Here is a 21,966-nt window from a genome sequence, read left to right as displayed (position 1 = left end):
CAGGATTTTGGTTTTGTTTGAAGTCAAAATTGTAACACCTTCTGGCATCGATACCCCGGCCCGGGGACATGGATCGAACCCAGGATGGCCGGTCCATCCGCGCCTGTGGCTTCGGGCAGGTTCGAGGCGTGTCCGATCAAGGTCCGGACTGCAAACCAGGCGAAGGCTTCCGCTTCGAGAAAAGCGGTATCGACACCCAGGCTGCTGCTTGACACCACTTCGGCTGGAGCCATCCGCTCCTTCAGGGCCGCCACGATGACCGGATTGTCGGCGCCACCGCCACAAAGGACCATTCGATCGGGTTGGGGGGGAAGAAGGCGTTCACAGGCCGTCGCGACTGTTTCCACCGTCAATTGGGTCAAGGTACGGAAACGGTCAACCGATTCCATTTGCGGGAAGGCGGCGAGAAATTCATCCAAAAACCGGGCGCCAAACATTTCCCTGCCGGTTGATTTTGGAAAAGCGCGTTCAAAGTAGGGATGGCGCAGCAACCATTTCAGGGCGTCTGGATCGACCCGTCCCTGGGCCGCATGACATCCATCGCGATCGCACTGATCGCGGCCATCGCTGACCCGTTCGGCCCAGTGGTCGATCAGGGTGTTGGCGGGTCCGGTGTCTCCAGCGACGATGGGGCCGGCGATGGGCAAGGCGGACACATTGGCGATGCCACCCAGATTGACCACCGCCGTGTTGCGTCGGGGATCGCCGAACAGGAGTCGATGATACAACGGGACCAACGGAGCCCCTTCACCACCGCGTACCATGTCGGCTCTGCGGAAATCGGCGATCGTCAGAATGCCGGTTCGGTGGGCGATCATGAACGGATTGCCGATCTGAATGGAAAAATCCGGGGGACGATGGCGTACCGTCTGACCGTGGCTTCCCACGACATCGACCTGATGGGGGGAAATCGTGCCCTTCCGGCAGACTTCAAGGGCGGCGGTCGCAAAAAAATCTCCCAGATCTCGATCCAGGACGCCCAGGCGGTCCACTTCGTTGTCCGCCGGTTCATAGAGGGCCAGGATACGGCGACGCAGGGGATCGGGGTAGGGGAGGGGGGCATGGGCCAAAACTCGCGGTGCCGTGGTTCCGTCGGTTTCGAGCAGGACTGCATCGACGCCATCCGCCGATGTTCCTGACATGAGTCCGATGGCGCGGTAGATTGTCTCCATGTCTCGTTCCATCCCATCGCTTTGTGTTAGAATATCCGTTCGCCTTGTGGATCCAACCTGTCATCTGTCTGGAAAAAAACATGTTCAAACCGGTTGCGGAACAAATGGATCTTATTCGCCGTGGGACGGTGGCCATCATTCAGGAGTCTGCACTCGAAGAAAAACTGGAGCGCAGTCGCAAGACGGGACAGCCGCTTCGCATCAAGGCTGGATTCGATCCGACGGCTCCCGACCTTCATTTGGGCCACACGGTGTTGATCCAAAAAATGCGCCAGTTTCAGGAATTGGGGCATGAAGTTTTTTTTCTTATCGGTGATTTTACCGGTCTCATCGGTGACCCCACCGGGAAAAGTGAAACCCGCAAACCGTTGACTCCGCAGCAGGTGGCTGTCAACGCCGAAACCTACAAGACGCAGGCATTTCGAATTCTCGACCCCGAGACCACCCGGGTCGTGTTCAACAGCACCTGGATGAAGCCTTTCAGCGCCGCCGACATGATTCAACTGGCCTCGCATCATACCGTCGCCCGTATGTTGGAGCGTGATGATTTTGCCAAACGCTACCGTGACAACAAGCCCATTGCGATCCATGAATTTCTCTATCCTTTGGTTCAGGGATATGATTCGGTCGCCTTGAAGGCGGATGTCGAATTGGGTGGGACGGACCAGACGTTCAATTTATTGGTCGGGCGGGAGTTGCAACGGGAATATGGTCAAGAAGCGCAGTGCATTTTGACGGTACCCATTCTTGAAGGGTTGGATGGCGTCAATAAAATGTCCAAGTCATTGAACAACACCATTGCCATCATGGATCCTCCGGGAGAAATCTTTGGCAAGGTGATGTCGTTGTCCGATCCGCTCATGTGGCGGTATTATGAATTGTTGTCTTCCCGGTCGATGGTGGACATTCGGGAGGCACAACAGGCGGTTGTGGCGGACCGTCTGCATCCCATGGAGTGCAAGAAACAACTTGCCATGGAATTGACGGCCCGTTATCACGGTGATGAGGCGGCACTCAAGGCCAGGGAATCCTTCGAATCGGTTTTCAGGCATGGCGAGGTTCCCGAGGAGGTTGTGGAGGTGACCCTCGCATCGGAAAACGGGTATCTTGGTTTGGCGACCGCCATGCGTTTGGCGGGCTTGGTGGCTTCCAATGGTGATGGGATGCGTTTGATTCGGCAGAGTGCTGTCCGTGTCGATGAAGTTCGTGTGGAAGATGCACGGATGACCTTGGCGGCGGGGGGGCGTTATTTGGTTCGGGCGGGAAAGCGTAAATTTGCCTGGATTATTGTTACTTGACCCGTGACATGGTCGTTGGATCAACCACATTTGGAATAACCACACTCCAGGCAGGTATCACAGCCATCCAGGCGTGCCACGGCCAATTGTCCACACTTGGGACACTGGTCAGCCCCAAGAATGCCAACCGACTGCGCCCGTTCCCGTTTGTCGGCCAATTCGTGGGAAATCTCCGGCGGTTTGATCAGGCCGATCTTGATCAGATGATTTTCAATGCACTCGCCAATCTCCGCCACCAGGCTGGGCATGTATTTTCCCCCTGGCTTGAAATATCCACCGCGGGGATCGAACACCGAACGCAATTCCTCCACCAGAAAAGTCGCATCGCCACCATGACGAAAAACCGCCGACAAGATGCGGGTCAGCGCCACGATCCAGGCGAAATTTTCCATATTCTTGGAATTGATGAAAATTTCGAAAGGACGCCGCTTGCCGTTGACCACGATGTCGTTGATGGTCACATAAAGGGCATGCTCCGAAAGCGGGGTGCGAATGCGGTAGGTGGATCCTTCAAGTTCCGTCGGTCGTTTGAGCAAGGGTTGCATCATGATGACCTCGGCGCCCTCCCGGGATTTCGCTTCGGGAGTGGACACGGCAGGTTTGTCCTCCCCTTTCCGGGACACCACCTCGTAACCGACAATCTTTTTCTCGATCTTCACAGCCTTCACAACTCCCCTTGGATGAATGAACCCAGACTCACAGCTTGCCGTAATAGCCCTCCTTGAGGGCATCGTAAAGATTGGCGGCGGTATGCGTTTCGCCGTCGTATTCGATCGTTTCATTGCCCCGGACCTCGACGGTGCCACCATCCTCCAGGACAAAACGATAGGTCGTCGCCGCCAGATCCTCCTTTTTGACCAGGACGCCCTGGAAAGCCTCCGGGTTGAAACGGAAGGTGGTACACCCCTTCAACCCCCGTTCATGGGCATAAAGATAGATTTCCTTGAATTTTTCAAAAGGATAGTCGGTTGCGACATTGATGGTCTTGGAAATCGAGGAATCGATCCATTTTTGCGCCGCCGCCTGAATATCGACATGGGCCTTGGGATCGATGGCATTGGTATCGACGAACTGCCGCGGCAATCGGTTTTCGGTCTCCATGGCCTCGGGATCGGCGTCGGGATTGATCATGGCCCGATAGCAATAGAGTTCGTGGGACAGGACATCCACCTTTTCCTTGGTCTTGCGCCCCTGGCGAATCACGTTGCGGCTGTACTTGTGCGAAAAACTGGGCTCAATGCCATTGGAGGCATTGTTGGCCAGGGAAAGAGAGATGGTTCCGGTCGGAGCGATCGAGGAATGGTGGGTGAAACGGCACCCCGACTCGGCGATCCGCTCTCGCAGTTTTTCGGGAAACTGTTGCAGATACCGACTGTACCGGGCCATCAAAACCTTTCCCGGAACCCTGTCGCCCACCGAATGACCATCCCGGACCAACTGCGGACGCCGGGCGATCATGGCGGGAGTGATCTCGAACAATTCTTCCATGATCGGCGCCGGTCCCTTCTCCCGGGCCAATTCCACCCCCACCTGCCATCCGGTGATGGCCAGTTCGCGCGTCACATCCTCGGTCAACCGGATGGACGCCTCGTCCCCATAGGTCATTCCCAGCATGACCATGCACGAGCCCAATCCGAGAAAACCCATGCCATGACGGCGCTTGCGCATCAATTCCTGCCCCTGCTCTGCCAGAGGCAGGCCATGAATGGCCACCACATTGTCCATCATTCGGGTAAAAATCGCCACAACCTCGCGAAATTTGGGAAAGTCGAACGTGGCATTGGCGGCAAAGGGATTCTTGACGAAACAGGTCAGGTTGATCGACCCCAGAAGGCAGGCGCCATACGGGGGGAGCGGTTGTTCTCCGCAGGGATTGGTCGAACGAATGTTCTCACAAAACCAGTTATTGTTCATCTCGTTGACCCGATCCACGAGAATGAACCCCGGTTCGGCAAAATCATAGGTGGAGCGCATGATCGAATCCCACAACCGTCGCGCCGGAATCGAGGCATAAATGCGACAGGCCACGTCCCCCTGGTCGTTCTGGCGATACCCTTCCCGCACCGGCCAGGGGCCATACATCTTGGGACAATCGGGATCTTCAATCTCATTGGCATTGGCGGGAAACACCAGATTCCAGTCGGCATTGTCCCGAACCGCCTGAATGAAGGCGTCGCTGATCAGGCAGGAAAGATTGAACTGCCTGAGACGTCCATCCTCTCTTTTGGCCCGAACGAACTCGCGGATGTCGGGATGACTGATGTCGAAGGTGGCCATCTGCGCCCCCCGCCGTCCGCCGGCCGAAGAGACAGTGCGGCACATGGCGTCGAAAATATCCATGAAGGAAAGCGGTCCCGAAGTGCTCGCCCCCGCTCCCGCCACAAAGGCGCCCCGCGGTCGCAACGTGGAAAATTCATATCCAATGCCACATCCCGCCTTCAACGTCAGTCCCGCCTCCCGCACCTTGTCGAGAATCCCGATCATGGAATCGTCGATGATGCCGGAGACCGTGCAATTGATGGTGCTGGTGGCAGGTTTGTATTCCTGGGCCCCTGCATTGGAAATGATCCGTCCCGCGGGTATGGCACCGTTTTCCAATGCCCAGAAAAATTTTTCATACCATGTTTCGCGTACCGTTGGTTCCTCGACATCTGCCAACGCCCGCGCCACCCGTCGATAGGTGTCCGCCACGGTGTGATCGACCGGAGTTCCATCCTGCTTTTTCAGACGGTATTTGCTGTCCCAGATGTCCAACGAAGCGGGTTGCAGGGCAGTCTCCTCCAGGTTCAAGGGAAGGGTTTGAACAGCGCGGACGGCCATGAACCGTTACCTCCAGCAAAACAATGACTTACGAAATTTACAATATTTTTCAACAACTTGTAAAGCGCATTAACTCTATCACCGACCCGGGAAACTTGGAAGGTGAAACCTGACAGCACCCTCCAGGGAAATTTTTATCAAGACATAATTCGCCATTTGATTCTTCGATATCATCATGAAAAAATGATGCATCCAAGACATTCGCCCGTTTGTTGCCCGAGTGCCCGGACGATCGTGGCCGTGGCGGTTTTATCCTGGTCGGGCGTTTGTGCATGGATCTTGCTGAAAAATGGTCGAACGATGCCCACGATGAAGTCCTCCAGGACATTTCATGGAAATGCCGCGCCTTCTTGATGGTTTGTTGCGAATGTTTCGACGACTTCGTGGCATTGAGCGCCATGGTTTGCGCCGATGGTCTTCCGTTGGCGGAGGTCTTCTGGCGTTGGAACCGCGAATGATGTTCGATGCCGCCGGATTTTCCGATGCGCTTGCACTCCAATTCCAGGAAGGCGATGGCGAACCGACTTCCAAGCCCCCGGACCTGAAGACCCAGGATTCCTCTCGCACCTTTGCCACGGACGGGATTGCGATCACCCTTCCCGCGATGACGCTTGGGGACGAAGGGCATGGCCAACTGGTCGAGGCGCGCCTTGAATTCATCGGCCCGCACGACGCCATGGCCGATAAACTTGATTATTCAGACAATACTTCCATGATTGGTCGCTGGGACGATGGCGTTTTGACCTTGTCTCCCAGGGAAGGTCAACCCCTTGCGGCGGCGGAATTTCAGACGGCCCTGAACGCGGTTCGTTATCTGTATCGTCATACCGGAAGCGAATCCTCCCTGACCCTTGAGGATCGCACCCTTCGGGTGACGGTTACCGACGCCGACGACCGCGACGCCACTCTGATCCTGACCTTGAAACAGGATTCCGCCATTGCCGCCAGGACCGGGCTTGATTTTGCTCCGACCCAGCAGGCATGGGGCGATGCGGTACTCCTTCCCGACCGCTATTTCGTCAAGGATCCCAAACTTGAACAGACCGATCCCGCTTCCATGTTGACCGAGGTGGGACACCTTGTCGCCAACATTCTCGGGAATCGTGTCGATGATCCCGACATCGAGGAGGACAATGACCCGGAAAACAAGGTAAGGTATCAGGGGATGGCCATCGTTGCCCGCGATGATGCCAATGGCCGGTGGTTTCATGCGACCGATGGCGGCAGCCATTGGCGTGAAATAACCGAGGTTTCCCCCGAGTCGGCCCTGCTCTTGACCGCCACCACCGAGGATCGGATCCGTTTTGTCCCCAACCCCGGATTCATCGGCGAGACCAGCATTGAATTTCGTGCCTGGGACGTGCGTGCCACTGATGAGATGATCTCGGGAACGATGGGGGTCGATACCCTGGACAATGGCGGCACCACCCCCTTCAGCAGCGAAATTGCGCGCTGGACCGCTTCCATCGTTCCCGGTGGCACGGTTACCCTTGCCAATGAGCTTGTTTCCACGGGGTTTGACAGTTCCGCGATCCGCCTGATTCCGGGCAACGCCGACAATCAGGAATCTTCACTGAGCGATGATGGTCGATTTTTGGTTTTTTCTTCCGATGCCACCAATCTGGTCGCTGATGATCGCAACGGTTTCAGGGATGTCTTTTTGCGCGACAACCAAACCGGTGAAATACGGAAGATTTCCACACCCGCCACCGGGCAGGCCAATGGCCCGAGCGACGATCCGGTGATCAGCGGCGATGGCAGCACCGTTGTTTTTGTTTCCGCCGCCGCCAACCTGGTATCGGGCGACAACAATTTTCGCGCCGATGTGTTTCGCTTTTCCCTTGCCGACAACCGTCTCGACCGGGTTTCGGTCCGTTCCGACGGTATCGAAGGCAACGATGCCAGTTTCGCTCCCGATGTTTCCGCCGCCGGCGATCGGATCGTTTTCATTTCCCGCGCCACCAATTTGAGTGCCGGCGACGACAACCGGGTTCAGGATCTGTTCCTGCGCGACGCAACCTTGAAAACGACCGTTCGCCTTTCGGTCGCCATGGACCTTGGATCGGCCAACGGCGCCAGTTTCGATCCTGCCATCAGTGCCGATGGTCAATGGGTCGTATTTGCATCCGATGCTTCCAATCTTGCTTTGCTCGATCACAACGGCGTCACGGACATTTTTCTCGTATCCGCCCAGGGAGGCACGACCGCGCAACGCCTCCAGGGGACCGCACCAGCCGATGGCCCCAGCCGCACTCCCGACATCAGCGCCGATGGCCGTCTCATCGTCTTTGCCTCCCACGCCACCAATCTGTCCGAGAACGATGTCAACGAAGCCGGAGATGTTTTTCTTTATCAACGAGACCAAACCGGACCCTGTCGCATCCTGTCGCTCGATCGCCAGGGCAACGGCGCCAACGGGGACAGTTTCGATCCTGTCATCAGCGCCGATGGCCGGTTCGTTGTCTTTCTCTCCCAGGCCACCGACCTTGACAATCCGGGCATCATCACCGTGGACAGCAATGAGGCCGTCGATCTGTTTCATCACAGCGTCGAAACCGGTCAGACGGTGCGTCTTTCCCGGAATGCCTCGGGAGCGGGTTCCAATGGGGCGGAAATGATGCGTCCCGGCATCAGCGGCGACGGACATCTGGTTTCCCACGTCTCGACCGGCGGCAATCTGGTCGATGATGCCTTGGTGGCAACGGTCGTGCATCATCTTTTTTTGACCGAGGTCAACATTTCTCCCCGCCTTGACCTGGAACGCATCCCCTCCGAACACATCATCGGCACGGGGGAGCTGGAGCGGGGATTGACCATCGCCGATGTTTTGCGAGGAGGATTGATCGACGTCAATTCCGATGACGACCGGGGCATCGCAATCACCCGGACCGGAGGAAACGGTTCGTGGCAATTTTCCACCGACAACGGGGCCAACTGGTCGGAGTTGGCCCATGCGTCCGATGCGGATTCCTGGATGGAATCGGCGGCGACCCTGTTGATGGATGACGGTCGGACCCGTCTGCGTTTCGTTCCCGACACCCTGTCTTCCCGTTCCGATGCCACCCTCGTTTTTCACCCCTGGGATGGAACCTGGGGACGCAATGGCCAGGGCGGCATCACCCTGGAATTCATCGGCGGGGCCACCGCCATCGGCCAACAGTCGCACACCATCGTCTGGAGGATTCAGGATCCGCTGACCCCCGGTCCCGTTCCGCCCGATCCGGATCGTTTTCAGGATCCTCCTTCCACAACGACCCTTTCCGGGACAAAGGGATCCCCGACATCGACGCAATCCTCGTCCCTCGTGTCGTCTACCCTCGTTTCCGCCCCCCGGCGGGAATGGACCCGTGCGCTTCAGTCCCATCGCCCGGATATTGTCCGACCGACGAACCTTGAATTCTCTTTTTCGGGGATTCAAGGAGTACCGGCCCCTGGGGCGATTTCTTCCCGGACCACGATAAGCCTTTTTCCTGGAAACGAATCTTCCATGATCAACCTTCCGTCCCCCTCCCTTGCGACATTTTTCCGGGACAGTGGCGGGTTGCCATGGAACAGAATTCTTTCCTTCGATCCCTTGCTGGAAGAAACGAAACATCAAGGTTCGATCCCATTGTCCGCGGCGCCCCCCGCCAACGGATCCACGCCCGTCACCGCCGCACCACCAACGCAAGAAGGAGGCGACACCCTGGAACAAAACCTTTTCGACCCGACCAAGACTTCGGTTCCATCTGCCACGGAGACTCGGGAACCATCCTCTGAACCTGTCTCTTTCGGGGAACGATCAAGTCTTCCCCTTTCGGGTCGTCCCGGGTTTTCCCGGCAGATTTCGGCGATGATGGCAACGATTGCGGTTCAGGGATGAAATCCTGAAAAGATCGGCATGCAACCTTTTGCCATTCCATACTCTTTCAAGCGCATCCGTTCTGGAGATCGAGGTACCGTGATCGCTTTCGACAGACACCCGACATCATCACTTCACCTGCCGCGTCTTTTGGTTCTTGGATGGGTGTCGCTGCTGATCAACGCCTGTTCGGTACAACCATCTCCCTTGCCGGCACAGGCCATCGCCGATCGGGCGCTGCATGATCAGGAACAATTGCAGATCGAGGCCCCCCGGCCCGGACAACCCGTCACCCTGGAACATGCCTTGAAGATGGCCTTGAACCATAATCTGGAACAACGGGTCAAAATGGTCGAGGCCGCCCTGGCGCATGGCCGGCTGAATCTGGCATTGCAACAACTTTTGCCCGTGATCGGCGGCTCGTTGACCCGCCATGAGCGGACCCGGGATGCTGCCAGTTTCAGCGATCCCATCGAGGGTGGGACCACGGCCAGCGGTTTTTCCACCTCCCTGGAAAAAATCTACACCTCGGGCGATGCGACCCTGGTCTGGAATCTGCTCGATTTCGGCGTCAGTTACATCCATGCCCACCAGCAGGCGGACGACCTGCTGATCGCGGCGCAACGGCAGCGCAAGGTGGCCCTCGACATCGTTCGCGACGTTCGCTTTGCCTTTTGGCAGGCTCTCAGCGCCGAAGCGCTCCTTCCGGAAGTGGAATCGGGGCTGCAAACGGCGCGACTGGCGCTCGAAAAATCACGACGGCTGGAACGGGAACGGTTGCGATCTTCCGATGAAACAATGGACGATCAGGAAGAATTGCTGCGGCAGATCCAGTTCATGGTGGAACTGCAAAAACAGTTGCTTCAGGCCAAGACACGTCTGGCCTCGCTCATGAACATTCGTCCGGGGACCCCCTGGCTGCTGGATCTTTCGGTTCGGGACCATCTTGAGGTCCCCGAAGTTGGTTTTTCAACCGGGCAGTTGGAAGAGCTGGCCATGGTCAGCCGTCCGGAACTGCTCGAAGAGGATTATCGACAGCGGATCAGCGCCATGGAAACCCGGGTGGCATTGCTCAAGATCCTTCCCGGACTGGAAACCACCCTCGCAGGCCGCGCCGATGACAACCGCTATCTCAGGCATTCGGGATGGGGCGAGGTCGCCTGGGAACTCAGTTACAGCCTCAACGATCTGTTCGCCGCTCCGGAACGTTTCCAGACGGCCCGGATCGGCGAACAATTGGCCATGGCCCGCCGTCTGGCGATGGCCATGACAATTTTGACACAGGTCAATCTGGCGGTTCAGGATTTCCAACAGGCCAAAAGCGATTTCGCCCTTGCCGATGAATTGTATGCCCTGAAAAAACGGCAGACGCTGCGTGAATCGGCAGCCAAATCAGTTCGGGGCGGGGCCTCCCTTGCCCTGGAACGGCGGCAGGTCGAAGGGTTGGTGGCGGCCATTCAACGGGACCGTTCCTACGCCGAACTGCAAAACGCCTACGGCATGATTCTTCATTCGGTCGGACTCGAACAACTTCCCCCTCCCGAAGTGGTGCATGGGGGGGATCTGCGCGCCCTGGCCCGGTTTGTTCATGAGGAACGCCATCCCGATCGACCCCTCGAATGGACTCCTCCCGCCACGGGCACAGACCGGTTTGACGCCATCATGCCCTGGTTTGGACGTTCCGCACCGCCACCGCGTCCTCTGAGTCCACGCCGCTGGCCGCTGGTGGGGGATCAAGACACGAACCCCAATATTCCCGCTCCATCCGCTGCGGACGCCTCCGGCAAAACCGTCAGGGGCTTCGCGTCACCCGCCGCCTCGAACTCTTCAGAGGGGACAAAAAAATGGATTCTTGTCGATCAATGACTCTTTCAATGGGTTTACTGGCATCTTTTCGATGGTTTCTGACACTGATGATGGTCGGATTTCTCTCGGGATGCGTCACCGAAAGTTACAAACCCTCCCTTATCGAATTCACCCATCCGGCGGCGGACCGTCTGGTAGACAACCTGGGTCAGGGAATCGATCAAAAACTCAATCCCCTTCAGAGCGACAAACCGTTGCTGGTGGCCAGTTTCGTCGAACTGGACAATCTTGATAAAACCTCGACTTTTGGCCGGTTGATCGCCGAGCAGATCGCTTCGCGTTTAACGCAGAAGGGGTTTGCCTTCATCGAACTTAAATTGCGGGAACAATTGTACATCCATTCGACTTCCGGAGAATTTGCCCTGTCACGCTCCCTGAAACACATCAGCCGCGAACAGAATGCCCAGGCCCTGTTGGTGGGGACCTATTCGGTCGTGCAGGATCATGTCTATGTCACCGCGAAAATCGTCCGTAGTGACGGACATGTCCTTGCGGCACATGATTTTGCCATTCCCAGAAGTCATCTCGTCGAACGCTCCGTCAAGGGGCGTTATGATGATTGGCAACGTCCGGAATATTGAACAAGAGGTCATCCTTGAAAATCCTTGGATTTTGTCACACATCCCGCCGGGGGGGAAAGACCTCTTTACGGACGGATCGTCGCTGTTTTTCTTCAGGTCGTCATGCCTGGGTGTCCTTGATTTTCTTTTCGGGAATTTTTTTCCCAACGTCGGCCCAGTCTGAATCCGGTGTGCAGCGGGCCATGCTGGAACCTGCCGCCTTTGCCACCCTTTCGAGCCGCATGGCGGGGCGGATCGAGGTGATCCATGTCCGGGAGGGAGGTTCGTTTTCGAAAGGGGATCTTCTGGTGGTTTTCGACTGCGCGATGCCCAAGGCGCAATTGGCCAAGGACCAGGCCGATCTGCACATTGCGGAAAAAAAACATGCGGTCAACCGCCGCATGGCGGAACTCGATAGCGCCAGCCAAATGGAACTGGCCTTGTCCGAGGCGATGGTGCAAAAATCGCGCGCCGATGTCGGCATGGCCCAGGTTCTGGTGCGGCAATGCGATCTTCACGCCCCGTTCGACGGTCGGGTCGGCAAACGGCATGTCCAGCCCTTCGATGGCGTCGCCGCGGGAGCGCCGCTTCTCGACATCATCGCCCTTGGTCCCCTCGGAATCTCCATGTATGTCCCGTGGGCCTGGTCTTCATGGCTCCGGCCCGACATTCCGTTTGAATTTCGTCTCAAGGAGGGGGGACCGGGTTATCCGGCACGGGTGACCGCCATTGGGGCGCGTGTCGATCCGGCCAGTCAAACCCTGGGGGTCTGGGGTTCGATCAAGGGGGTTTTCCCCGAACTTCTGGCGGGAATGAGCGGCATGGCCTTTTTTCCGGGACCGACATCTCCAGAAGTCGATGCCCATGGTCGATGATCGTCGTTCGCTCCATCCCGGAACCGGAGCCGACGAAGCGGCATGGTTGGAGTCATTGCTCGGCCTGGAACATTCCTTGAGAAAAGCGCCGACCCGGGAGGTGGCGGTTCGCATCATGCTCGACGAAACCCGGAACCTGTTTTCCTTTCGGATGGCGGTTTTGTTCGGGCGTTTCGCGGGAAAGCGCTGGCGGGTCCAGGGGGCGTCGCATGTTGTCGATCCCGACCCGCAGGGACCGTTTCTTTCATGGCTGACCGCCCTGTTGCACCAATGGACCTTCGAGGAACCTCTTTTCCAGCCGCAACGCATCGATACCACCCGTCTTTCGGCGGCGCAGCGTTTTTTGTGGGAACAATGGTTGCCGCCCCATGGGTATTGGGTGTTCCTGGTTTCTCCTTCCGGTCCCCCCATGGCGGGAATCATCTGGTTTTGCGACACACCGCTTTCCCCACGTCAATTGTGGCTCCTCGGGCATCTGGGGGGCAGTTTCGGGGAGACCTGGGAACGGTTTGTCGTCGGGCGATGTCTTCTTCATCCCGGACGTTGGTTGCGACGTTTGAAGCCGGGAGGGGCCGTTTTCCTGACGTTGACGGTCGTGACGGTGTTTGCTTTCATTCCGGTCCACCTGACGGTCCTGGCCCCGGCGCGGATCGTCCCGATCGATCCGGTGGCCATGAACGCACCCCTGGATGGCGTCGTGGCGCGCATTTTCGTCCAGCCCAATCAGGAAGTCCGCGAGGGAACTTCACTTTTTCGCCTTGAGGACACGGAACTTGAAAACCGTCATGCAATTGCCCTGAAAGGATTGGAGGTGGAAGCGGCCAATCTGGAAAATGCGCGACGAAAAGGTTTTCATGATGATCGGAGCCGTTTCGAAGTCGCTTTATTGGAGGCTGCGGTGGCGATGAAGGAGGCGGAGGTTCGGTTTGCGGCGGGACAATTGGCCCTGGTCGAAGTCCGTGCCTTGCGTGACGGGGTGGCCGTCTTCAACGATCCCAACCAATGGCTGGGACGACCGGTCCGGGTAGGTGAATCGGTGATGGTTCTGGCCGATCCGGGAAAGGTGGAAGTGGAGGGGTGGATTCCCGTTGCCGATGCCATCGCCCTGGAACGGGGGACAAGGGTTGGGATGTTCTTGAACATTCATCCGCATCAACCATTGGCGGCCCGACTTGTGATGGCCGATTTCGAAGCGCGTCCTTCTCCGGAAGGGTTGTTGGGATTTCGTTTTCGCGCCCGATTCGAGGGGGAGGTGGACGGGGTGCGGTTGGGATTGCGGGGCGCCGCACGGATCGAGGGGGCGCGGGTGCGGCTGTGGTATTATCTGTTGCGCCGCCCCCTGGCCTTCCTGCGTCAGAAGACGGGATGGTAGAATAATCCAGGCACTGCATTTGCAAAGGATGATGCGGGAACCCCAGTGATTTTATTGGGTCCAAGTGGTATCCTGATATGCATTGCGGCTTGCCGCGGAGGGACGAATTTTTTGAGGTGACAGTCATGAATCGGGCTTTTCTTGAGGGAATGAGCAGCATCCTGAACCTGGCTCCCGAAACAAGGGAACGGGTAGAGCATCGAAAGGACGGCTCAGTCACGATCAAAGTGCCATCCTTCAAAAAGGGCGGGCTGGTTTTTTCCGATGTGGAGAACACACTTCCGCAGTGCGACACGCTGTATGCCGCCTCCATGCGCAACACGCTGCATGACGCATCGATAAAGATGGCAATCGCTGCGTTGTCGCAGGATGGTTCGCGGATTTACCAGGATGGCAGGAAGGTGATGCAGGCAGCTGCTCGTGTGGCAGGTAGATCTGTTGTGAAGGACCTCCAGGAATCCCGAAGAGACCTGAACCAAAAACGGAAAAATCTTCTTCCGTTGGAACCTTCAAGAAGAACATGATTGTGAACTCTTTTTCCGTTAATGATTCGTCCCAGGATCTCATCGAAGCGGATCAGGAAAGCGGCGATTTGCACAATCGAAAGCCGAACGGAAAGAAAAACCCAAAGGCCAAGATGAGCCGGCGATCGAAGAGGAAGAATCCTCTGTTTACGTATCGGAAAAGCAACCTTTTTAAGAAAAAAAGTCTCCAGGGATTTTTCCCAGGGTTTTTATTTTTTCCCGAAGGGCATCATGTTCTCATCGGTTGGGCATGACCGCCAGGAAAAAATAGCACGCCGCCAGCATGAGTGGCGGACCAAACCAGGCAATCGGCAGATCGGAACCCGCCATGATCGCCCCCCCCATGAACAAACCGGCCCCCGTCACCGCCATGCTCAACCGCTTCAACCCCGTGGACAAACGCCGTTCCAACCGTTCCAACGATTCGCCATACACCTCGATGGCCAGTTGGTCATTGGCAAGTTTTTCCACGCTGCGCATCGCCAGTTCCGGCAATTGCACCGCCGCCGTGGAAAAAGTGCGAAACCGCTCGCGAACCGACCGGATCTTCCCCTTCGGACCCATGTTGTCCACCATCCAGTCACGGATCAGGGGTTCGGCCAAAACCCACATGTTCAATTCGGGATTGATCTCGCGCCCCACCCCTTCCAGGGTCAACATGGTTTTTTGCAACAATAAAAGATGCGGCTGGACCGCCATGTCGAACCGCTCGGTCACCTTGAACAATTGCGCCAACAATCGGGCAATGGAAATATCCTTGAGCGGTTGCCCGAAAATAGGCTCGGCAATCTGACGGCAGGCATCCTCGAATTCATCAATATTGGTATGCCGCGGAACAAATCCCGCCGCCAGATGAATCTCGGCCACCTTGCGGTAGTCGCGAATGATGAACCCCTGCAACAATTCCGCAAGCCAAATCCGATCCTGCACCGAAATGCGACCGACGATGCCAAAATCGAAAATGGCCACCGTCCCATCCTTAAGCACAAAAATATTTCCCGGATGAAGGTCGGCGTGAAAAAAACCGTCGCGAAAGACCTGTTTGAAAAAACTGACGATCAAATTTTTCGATACCTGGGTCGGATCAAGATCGGGATGGGATTGACGGGTCAATTCGTCGATGGGAATGCCATCGAGCCATTCCATGGTCAAGACCCGGGTGCTCGTCAATTCCCAGATGACCGTCGGCACACGCAACTCCTGATCGAGCTGAAAATTTTCCCTGAATTTGTGCGCCCGGGAACCTTCGACCTGAAAGTTCATTTCATTGCGAATGGAAGTTGCGAACTCTTCCACCACGCGACGCAAACAAAATCGCTTCCAGTCGGGAATATATTTATCGATCTGCTTGGCCAGGGTGGTCAACAGATGAATGTCGGTTTCGACCAGCTCGGCGACGTTGGGACGCAATACCTTGACTGCCACATCCCGGCCCCCCTGGGTGGTGGCATGATGCACCTGGGCGATGGAGGCGGAGGCGACGGGAACCGGATCGAAATCGACAAAAAAACGAGACAACGTCCCTTCCAGATCCGCTTCGACGATCTGGGTGACGATGGAAAACGAAAAGGGCGGGACATCATCCTGGAGTTTTTTCATCTCCAGCCCCACATCTTCCGGCAACACATCCATCCGGGTGGAGAGGGCCTGGCCAAATTTGATGAAGGTGGGTCCCAGTTCTTCCAGGGCGCATCGCAGCCGTGCCGGAGGACTCAATTCCCGACGCATTTTTTCGATGCCCGGCTTGAATCCCACGAGCCAGGCGATGAATTGATAGACGAGAAACCGTTCGTTCAGAAATTCGATGCGGTATCGGGCCAGAACCCAGATGATGCCGAGCAATCGTTTGAAGGTGCGGTAATGGATGATCATCGTTTTCAGTCAGGGGCGTTGATGGTAGCATCCGGAACGTTGCCGCCGGTTGCCACGCCACTGCCGGCCACGGCACGCTTTCTCCCCAGGCGGGTCACGCTTTTTTCGAGCTTTTCAAAACGTTCGTTCAGGACATCGACTTCCTTGGCGAATTCCTGCAACTGGTTGCGCGACGGAAATCCTTGTCCCAGAAGCCAGGATTCCACCTCCGATTCAACCCGTTCTTTTCCCTGAAGGCCCGCCTGACGCGATTTCCGGGCCAGATCCATCAGGGTTTTGGCCCCCCGTCGGCCTACCAGGACAGCGAGCTCCCGTTCCCAGTCGATTTCGACGTTATCCAGAAGATTCTTGAAACGAAGTCCGGTATCGGTCTCTCCCGATAATTTGAGCTGTCTTGAAAAGAACAATGAATCTGGATCCGAGGTGTGAAACAACAGCGAAAGAAATGCCGCCGCGTTTCCCGACATGGTGACATGGGGAATGGTGTCGCAATAGGTGTGGATGCGCAATTCACCTTTTTCATCGACGTTCATGAACAATGATTCGGCCATATCTTCGATTTCAAACTGAAAAATTTTTCCATCCAGTTCTCCGAGACGTTTTTTTAACTCTGGATAGCGGGTAAAAAACAGATTGAGGACAATACCGAGCGAGACCGCCGTGACCGGTTGGGGAATGATTTTCAATGGGGCCGACAACAGGGACATGATCATGATTCAGACCTTCCATCCATGATGAACGGCGGCGATGCCGCCGGTGAGATTATGATGGCGCACTCCCGATAAACCATTATTTTTCAGCATGGTGGCAAAGGTTTCCTGATCGGGAAAACGGCGAATCGATTCCACCAGGTACTGATAGGAATCGCGATCGTTGGCGACTCGCTGTCCCAGTTCGGGCAAAATTTTAAAGGAATAAGCGTCATAGAGGGGTTGCAAGATGGAGATGGAGATTTTGGAAAATTCAAGACAAAGAAACGTTCCACCCGGTTTGATGACGCGAATCATTTCCTGAATGGCCGCCTCGATCTGGGTGACGTTGCGGATGCCAAAGCCGATGCAGGCGATATCGAAGGAATTGTCGGCAAACGGCAATTCTTCGGCGTTGCCCTGAATCCACTCGATGCCGGTCACGATCCCCTGATCGGTCAGTCGAGCGCGCCCCTTTTCGAGCATGTTGGCATTGATGTCGTAGACGATGATGCTTCCGTTTCCTTCCAGACGGGGATGCATCAATCGGGTCAGATCTCCCGTTCCGCCGGCGACATCGAGGATTTTCTGTCCCGGACGGATGCGCAGGCGACGGATGGCAAAACGCTTCCACAGACGATGAATCCCGAGGGACATCAGGTCGTTCATCAGGTCGTATCGGTCCACCACCGAATCGAAGACCTGGCGGACACGATCCACTTTTTCATTCAAGGGTATTTCACTGAATCCAAAGTGGGTCGTCGGGTTATCGGCCATTTCGAGCACTCCCTCATGCAACGTTCAAAATTCAAACGCGATATGATAACACAACATACGCCCGTTTTGGGAATATCCCTTCATGCCCCATTCACTTTTCGGGCGTGGAAGGATGAAATCAGGGAAAGACCGATAAGGAACAGGCCGATCAATCCCGTGACCATTTCAGGGACATGAACGTTGATGCTTGACAGCATGATGACGGCCAGGGCGCCGATCGCATAATGGGCGCCGTGTTCGAGGTAGACGTATCTGGCCAGGGTTTTCCGATGGACAAGAAAAACGGTCAGCGACCGGACGAACATGGCGCCGATGCCCAATCCCATCATGACGAGGACCACATCCGTCGTGATGGCAAAGGCGCCGATCACGCCATCGAAGCTGAAGGAGGCATCGAGGACTTCCAGATAGAGAAAACCACCGAGACTTCCGCGCATGAGCACATGTCCGGCGCCGCCATCCGATTCATCGCCTTCGAGAAAATCGCTCAGGAGTCGAACCGTGCCATAAACCACGATTCCCCATACCCCGGAGCGAAGGACACAATCTTGAGTCTCCTGGGAAACAAGGGAAACGGTCCCAAGCAGGGACAGCAATGCCAGGATGATCGTTACCGGTCCCATTTTTCCGATACGGGGCAGATGTTTTTCAAGGGGGGAAAACCAGTGAATCTTCTTTTCCTGGTTGAAAAAAAAGTTCAAAAAAACCAGAAGGAGAAACATTCCGCCAAAGGCGGCCACCTGCGCATGACTTGCGCCAAGATGCCGCGAATATTCATGTGGATCCACCAGAGCCAGATTCCAGACCTTCATCAACTCCAGGCCGGTGGCCTGGGAAACGATGACCAGGGGAAACAGCAGTCTCATGCCGAACACCGCCACCAGGATGCCCAGACCCAGAAACAGCTTTTGCCAGAACGGGGACCAATGTTTGAGTACCGAGGCATTGACGACCGCATTGTCGAAAGAGAGCGAGACCTCCAGGACACCCAGGATCAGGGTGATCCAAAGGGCGTGGACCAGTCCTGCGAGTCCGGCATTGTGGAATCCCCACCCTCCCGCCACGGCAAGGAGCATGAGAGAGACCATGATTGAAAAACCGAAATGGCGCATGGGTCGCTCCCGAGGTATTATTTTTTGGCTTGATAGAGTCGGAAATGATTCTGTTCTTTACTTTGCCGATCAATGGGAGGATCACATGTCCAAGGCATTTTCCGATCTCAGGGAATTTCTTTCTTTTCTTGAATGCCACGGCGAACTGGTCCATGTCGAGGTCGCGGTTGACCCGAGGTTGGAAATCGTTGAAATCAGTCGCCGATTGCTTCTTTCGGGGGGACCGGCGGTGATGTTTCACCGGGTGAACGGATCGTCGATGCGGGTCGTCGTCAATCTGTTCGCGAGCGCCCGCCGGATCGGCATGGCCCTGGGTCGTGAGCCTGAAGAACTGCATGCGTTGGGCGAAGCGCTGGCACGTTTGAAACAACCCGATCCTCCCAAAAATCCTGGTGACCTCCTTCGGCTGGCGCGGCTTTATGCGATGGGTCGATTCATGCCGGTCAAGCGGGTCTTTCGTCCACCCTGCCGGCAAACGATTCTTTCGGGCGATCGGGTGGATCTTGGTCTGTTGCCGATTGTGACCTGCTGGCCCGAAGATGCGGGTCGCCTGATCACCTGGCCTCTGGTCATCACCCGCGGACAGAGCGGCGGGCCGGTCAACATCGGGGTCTACCGCATGCAGGTCCTCGGACGAAACAAAGTCATCATGCGCTGGCTTAAACATCGAGGGGGGGCCCTGCATTCTGCCGAATATGAAAAAAAGATGCCGGTCGCGGTCGCCATCGGCTGTGATCCGGCGACCATGCTTGCCGCCGTCACTCCGGTTCCGGAAAACCTGTCCGAATATGCCTTCTCCGGCCTGTTGCGGCAACGACGGGTCGAAACCACCAAGGGGTTGTATCCCGGCCTTCCGGTTCCCGCCACCGCCGAAATCATCCTGGAAGGGACCATCGATCTTGACGAACGGGCCCAGGAAGGGCCTTTCGGCGATCACACCGGATATTACAACGAGGTGGAATTTTTTCCGGTCATGACGGTGGAACGGATCACCATGCGTCACGATCCCCTGTACCTCAGTACCTATACCGGCCGACCTCCGGATGAACCGGCCATTCTGGCCGTCGCCCTGAACCGCATTTTTACCCCCTTGCTGCAAAAACAATTCCCTGAAATCAGCGGTTTTCATCTTTCCATGGCCGCGGCTTCCTATCGGGTGGCATTCGTCGGTTTGAAAAAAAGCTATCCCGGACACGCCTTTCGCGTCATGATGGCCATCTGGGGTTTTCTGCGGCAGTTTCTCTATACCAAATATGTCATCGTCGTCGATGACACGGTTTCCCTTGAGGACCCGGCGGCGGTCATGGCGGCGATGGTGCGCCACTGCCATGGCAAACGGGACCTGGTTTTGTTGCGGCACACGCCGATCGATTATCTTGATTTCGCTTCCTGCCACAATGGTCTGGGTGGCAAACTTGGCATGGATGCCACGACCAAAACCGGCATCGAATGTGATTCCATTCCATCCTTCCCAGGTGAAGCGCGGTCGGGCGAATGGGTCGCCGATCTTGTCGCCACCCACGGCTTCATCGACAATATCCATCTGTGGTTCGAGGGAACCCTGGCGGTCGTCCGCGTCGATGGCAAAACGCCCGAACGCGGCGCGACGACGGCCCGAATCCTTTTGCGACAGGTCGATGCCCGGACCGGGCCCAGGCAGTTCTGGATCATCGACAGTGATTGTCGCATCGATTCATGGGAAGACCTTCTCTGGTCCATGGCCACCCGGACCGATCCGGGACGGGACCTGTCGGTCGATGAAACGACAGGGCGTTTCGTCATCGATGCCACCTGGAAAACCTTTGCCGAAACAGGACGCCACTGGGGCAAACCTTTGCATCCCGACCCGGAAACGGTCGCGAAGGTCGATCGACGCTGGAGGGAATACGGATTTCAAGAATGAAAAAATTGTTGAAGATCGTGTGTTTGTCGCTCTCCTCCATCGTCGCCTCGCCCCTCGTCGGCGCTGCCACGGAAACGCCCTCCCGTCAAGGACGTGTCGTTTTTGTCCAGGATGGGGATTCGATGAAAGTTGCCGTTGGCAGTCGTCTCCTGACCCTGCGGCTCCAGGGGATCGATACCCCGGAGAAAGGTCAACCGTTTGCCACGGAGGCGACCCGTTTCGTCAAAAAAAAAGTGATGGGTCGCACGGTGACCTTCCGGATGTCGGGTTTGGATCTCTATCACCGGATCGTCGCGGAGGTCATCCTGAACGACGGCCACAGTCTGAATCGGGAACTGGTCGCGGCGGGACTTGCCTGGCGGGACCCGAGGTATTCCAGGGATTCGACGTTGAAAAAATTGGAAAAGAAAGCGCGAAGCGAGCGGCGGGGCCTTTGGGCCATGCCCGATCCGCTTCCCCCCTGGGAATGGCGCCGCGATCATCGGCGCCGAGGAAACCATTTTGTTGGCAATGGTTCTCCAGGATCATAAAGAATTGTAAGGATTGCGCCGTTTCCTGGCGAGGATGAATCCTGCCAGCATCCCCAACCCCAACACCGTCGCCCCGGAAACGAAAAACGAAGTGTCCGACTGACGTTCCAACAATCGTTTTTCATCCATGGCCTGCATCAATTCATTGTTCAATTGATCGATCTTCTGCTTGAACTGTTTGTTTTCACTGTCCACCTTCAGGGTATTCTGCATCAGGGAACGCAGACGTTCCAACTCTGCCCGGTCCTGATTCAAGCTCAGGTTGCTTTGCCGGACTTCATTATATTTTTTCTCCAGGGCATCTCTTTCTCCCCGGAGGGTCTCCACCGCCAGTTCCAGATCCGCCACCCGCAGTGACGCCGGAACCTTGTCGGTCAGATACCGGTCGAGGATCCAGCCTTCCTTGTCATTTTCGTCGCGAACCCGACTCCAACCATTGCCATTTTTTTCCAGAACGCGCAATTTCATTCCGCTCTTGAGCATGCGAATGATTCGATAATTGACTTCGGGTCCGCTGCGCATGGAAATGTCCACGCTGTCGGCAACATAGCTCATGTTGCCCGATCCCTCGGGAGCGGCCAGTCCTGGCGCGAGGAAACACAACCCGATCCCCATCGTCGCCAACATTGCGGCAAAGCGACGGATCATGACCGGGCGGTGACGAAGGAAGTGAACCATCATGGACCAACGTTGGTTTGTTGTTTGCACGATTGCTTTGCGAACCAGGTTACCGCATCCCCAACCTTGAAGGAGAT

The 21,966-nt window shown here is 56.4% G+C and carries 17 protein-coding genes; 9 read left to right on the top strand and 8 right to left on the bottom strand.

What is annotated here, in order from left to right; translation table 11 throughout:
- Nucleotides 1–23 precede the first annotated feature (23 nt).
- Nucleotides 24–1,172, bottom strand: a complete 1,149-nt coding sequence (locus HQL76_11435) for an anhydro-N-acetylmuramic acid kinase (protein MBF0109779.1) — start codon at nt 1,170–1,172, stop codon at nt 24–26.
- 80 nt (nt 1,173–1,252) lie between these two features.
- Between HQL76_11435 and HQL76_11430 the strand changes: the two genes are divergently transcribed.
- The gene (locus tag HQL76_11430) at nt 1,253–2,470 is read left to right on the top strand and encodes a tyrosine--tRNA ligase (protein ID MBF0109778.1); all 1,218 of its coding nucleotides are present in this window, start codon (nt 1,253–1,255) and stop codon (nt 2,468–2,470) included.
- A 20-nt stretch (nt 2,471–2,490) separates the two neighbouring features.
- Here HQL76_11430 and HQL76_11425 read toward each other — a convergent pair whose 3' ends face one another.
- Together HQL76_11425 and HQL76_11420 are read right to left on the bottom strand one after the other, a co-directional pair.
- Nucleotides 2,491–3,138 (bottom strand): TSCPD domain-containing protein, encoded by a 648-nt coding sequence (locus tag HQL76_11425; protein MBF0109777.1) that lies wholly within the window; start codon nt 3,136–3,138, stop codon nt 2,491–2,493.
- Nucleotides 3,139–3,166: 28 nt separating this feature from the next.
- A complete protein-coding gene (locus HQL76_11420; protein ID MBF0109776.1) occupies nt 3,167–5,290 on the bottom strand; it encodes an adenosylcobalamin-dependent ribonucleoside-diphosphate reductase in 2,124 nt (707 codons plus the stop codon).
- Between the two features lie 331 nt (nt 5,291–5,621).
- Between HQL76_11420 and HQL76_11415 the strand changes: the two genes are divergently transcribed.
- The 6 genes from HQL76_11415 (at nt 5,622) to HQL76_11390 (ending at nt 14,328) form a co-directional block, all read left to right on the top strand.
- Nucleotides 5,622–9,152, top strand: a complete 3,531-nt coding sequence (locus HQL76_11415; GenBank protein MBF0109775.1) for a PD40 domain-containing protein — start codon at nt 5,622–5,624, stop codon at nt 9,150–9,152.
- A 78-nt stretch (nt 9,153–9,230) separates the two neighbouring features.
- Entirely contained in the window at nt 9,231–10,997 is a 1,767-nt protein-coding gene (locus HQL76_11410) for a TolC family protein (GenBank protein ID MBF0109774.1), read from the top strand.
- A complete protein-coding gene (locus HQL76_11405) occupies nt 10,994–11,578 on the top strand; it encodes a hypothetical protein (protein MBF0109773.1) in 585 nt (194 codons plus the stop codon). The genes HQL76_11410 and HQL76_11405 overlap by 4 nt, the downstream gene beginning before the upstream one ends.
- A gap of 182 nt (nt 11,579–11,760) precedes the next feature.
- Complete coding sequence (locus HQL76_11400) at nt 11,761–12,432, top strand: efflux RND transporter periplasmic adaptor subunit (protein ID MBF0109772.1); 672 nt, start codon at nt 11,761–11,763, stop codon at nt 12,430–12,432.
- Nucleotides 12,422–13,804: an HlyD family efflux transporter periplasmic adaptor subunit gene (locus tag HQL76_11395; protein MBF0109771.1), complete on the top strand. Its 1,383-nt coding sequence runs from the start codon at nt 12,422–12,424 to the stop codon at nt 13,802–13,804. Before HQL76_11400 ends, HQL76_11395 begins: the two co-directional genes overlap by 11 nt.
- Nucleotides 13,805–13,929: 125 nt before the next feature.
- Entirely contained in the window at nt 13,930–14,328 is a 399-nt protein-coding gene (locus HQL76_11390; GenBank protein MBF0109770.1) for a hypothetical protein, read from the top strand.
- Nucleotides 14,329–14,565: 237 nt separating this feature from the next.
- On the opposite strand, the gene ubiB is transcribed toward HQL76_11390, so the two are convergent.
- The 4 genes from ubiB to HQL76_11370 all read right to left on the bottom strand — a co-directional run bounded on the left by ubiB (nt 14,566) and on the right by HQL76_11370 (nt 18,778).
- Nucleotides 14,566–16,200, bottom strand: a complete 1,635-nt coding sequence (gene ubiB / locus HQL76_11385; protein MBF0109769.1) for a 2-polyprenylphenol 6-hydroxylase — start codon at nt 16,198–16,200, stop codon at nt 14,566–14,568.
- A gap of 5 nt (nt 16,201–16,205) precedes the next feature.
- A complete protein-coding gene (locus tag HQL76_11380; GenBank protein MBF0109768.1) occupies nt 16,206–16,913 on the bottom strand; it encodes an SCP2 sterol-binding domain-containing protein in 708 nt (235 codons plus the stop codon).
- A 3-nt stretch (nt 16,914–16,916) separates the two neighbouring features.
- Nucleotides 16,917–17,666, bottom strand: a complete 750-nt coding sequence (gene ubiE / locus HQL76_11375; protein MBF0109767.1) for a bifunctional demethylmenaquinone methyltransferase/2-methoxy-6-polyprenyl-1,4-benzoquinol methylase UbiE — start codon at nt 17,664–17,666, stop codon at nt 16,917–16,919.
- An 80-nt stretch (nt 17,667–17,746) separates the two neighbouring features.
- A complete protein-coding gene (locus HQL76_11370; protein MBF0109766.1) occupies nt 17,747–18,778 on the bottom strand; it encodes a DUF475 domain-containing protein in 1,032 nt (343 codons plus the stop codon).
- An 85-nt stretch (nt 18,779–18,863) separates the two neighbouring features.
- Here HQL76_11370 and HQL76_11365 point away from each other — a divergent pair, with 85 nt between their 5' ends.
- Nucleotides 18,864–20,681, top strand: a complete 1,818-nt coding sequence (locus HQL76_11365; protein MBF0109765.1) for a UbiD family decarboxylase — start codon at nt 18,864–18,866, stop codon at nt 20,679–20,681.
- Complete coding sequence (locus tag HQL76_11360; protein MBF0109764.1) at nt 20,678–21,211, top strand: thermonuclease family protein; 534 nt, start codon at nt 20,678–20,680, stop codon at nt 21,209–21,211. The genes HQL76_11365 and HQL76_11360 overlap by 4 nt, the downstream gene beginning before the upstream one ends.
- Here the strand turns inward: HQL76_11360 and HQL76_11355 are convergent.
- Nucleotides 21,206–21,892: a TIGR04211 family SH3 domain-containing protein gene (locus HQL76_11355; GenBank protein ID MBF0109763.1), complete on the bottom strand. Its 687-nt coding sequence runs from the start codon at nt 21,890–21,892 to the stop codon at nt 21,206–21,208. The genes HQL76_11360 and HQL76_11355 overlap by 6 nt on opposite strands.
- Between the last annotated feature and the right edge of the window lie 74 nt (nt 21,893–21,966).

The sequence above is a fragment of the Magnetococcales bacterium genome (assembly GCA_015228815.1).
Taxonomy (GTDB): Bacteria; Pseudomonadota; Magnetococcia; order Magnetococcales; family UBA8363; genus UBA8363.
This window is presented reverse-complemented; position numbering and strand designations above follow the sequence as displayed.

Coding starts and splice junctions, on each gene's coding strand:
- HQL76_11435 (MBF0109779.1), bottom strand. CDS start 1,172: ATGGAGACAATCTACCGCGCCATCGGACTCATGTCAGGAACATCGGCG.
- HQL76_11430 (MBF0109778.1), top strand. CDS start 1,253: ATGTTCAAACCGGTTGCGGAACAAATGGATCTTATTCGCCGTGGGACG.
- HQL76_11420 (MBF0109776.1), bottom strand. CDS start 5,290: ATGGCCGTCCGCGCTGTTCAAACCCTTCCCTTGAACCTGGAGGAGACT.
- HQL76_11415 (MBF0109775.1), top strand. CDS start 5,622: ATGGAAATGCCGCGCCTTCTTGATGGTTTGTTGCGAATGTTTCGACGA.
- HQL76_11405 (MBF0109773.1), top strand. CDS start 10,994: ATGACTCTTTCAATGGGTTTACTGGCATCTTTTCGATGGTTTCTGACA.
- HQL76_11400 (MBF0109772.1), top strand. CDS start 11,761: ATGCTGGAACCTGCCGCCTTTGCCACCCTTTCGAGCCGCATGGCGGGG.
- HQL76_11395 (MBF0109771.1), top strand. CDS start 12,422: ATGGTCGATGATCGTCGTTCGCTCCATCCCGGAACCGGAGCCGACGAA.
- HQL76_11390 (MBF0109770.1), top strand. CDS start 13,930: ATGAATCGGGCTTTTCTTGAGGGAATGAGCAGCATCCTGAACCTGGCT.
- ubiB (MBF0109769.1), bottom strand. CDS start 16,200: ATGATCATCCATTACCGCACCTTCAAACGATTGCTCGGCATCATCTGG.
- HQL76_11380 (MBF0109768.1), bottom strand. CDS start 16,913: ATGATCATGTCCCTGTTGTCGGCCCCATTGAAAATCATTCCCCAACCG.
- ubiE (MBF0109767.1), bottom strand. CDS start 17,666: ATGGCCGATAACCCGACGACCCACTTTGGATTCAGTGAAATACCCTTG.
- HQL76_11370 (MBF0109766.1), bottom strand. CDS start 18,778: ATGCGCCATTTCGGTTTTTCAATCATGGTCTCTCTCATGCTCCTTGCC.
- HQL76_11365 (MBF0109765.1), top strand. CDS start 18,864: ATGTCCAAGGCATTTTCCGATCTCAGGGAATTTCTTTCTTTTCTTGAA.
- HQL76_11360 (MBF0109764.1), top strand. CDS start 20,678: ATGAAAAAATTGTTGAAGATCGTGTGTTTGTCGCTCTCCTCCATCGTC.
- HQL76_11355 (MBF0109763.1), bottom strand. CDS start 21,892: ATGATGGTTCACTTCCTTCGTCACCGCCCGGTCATGATCCGTCGCTTT.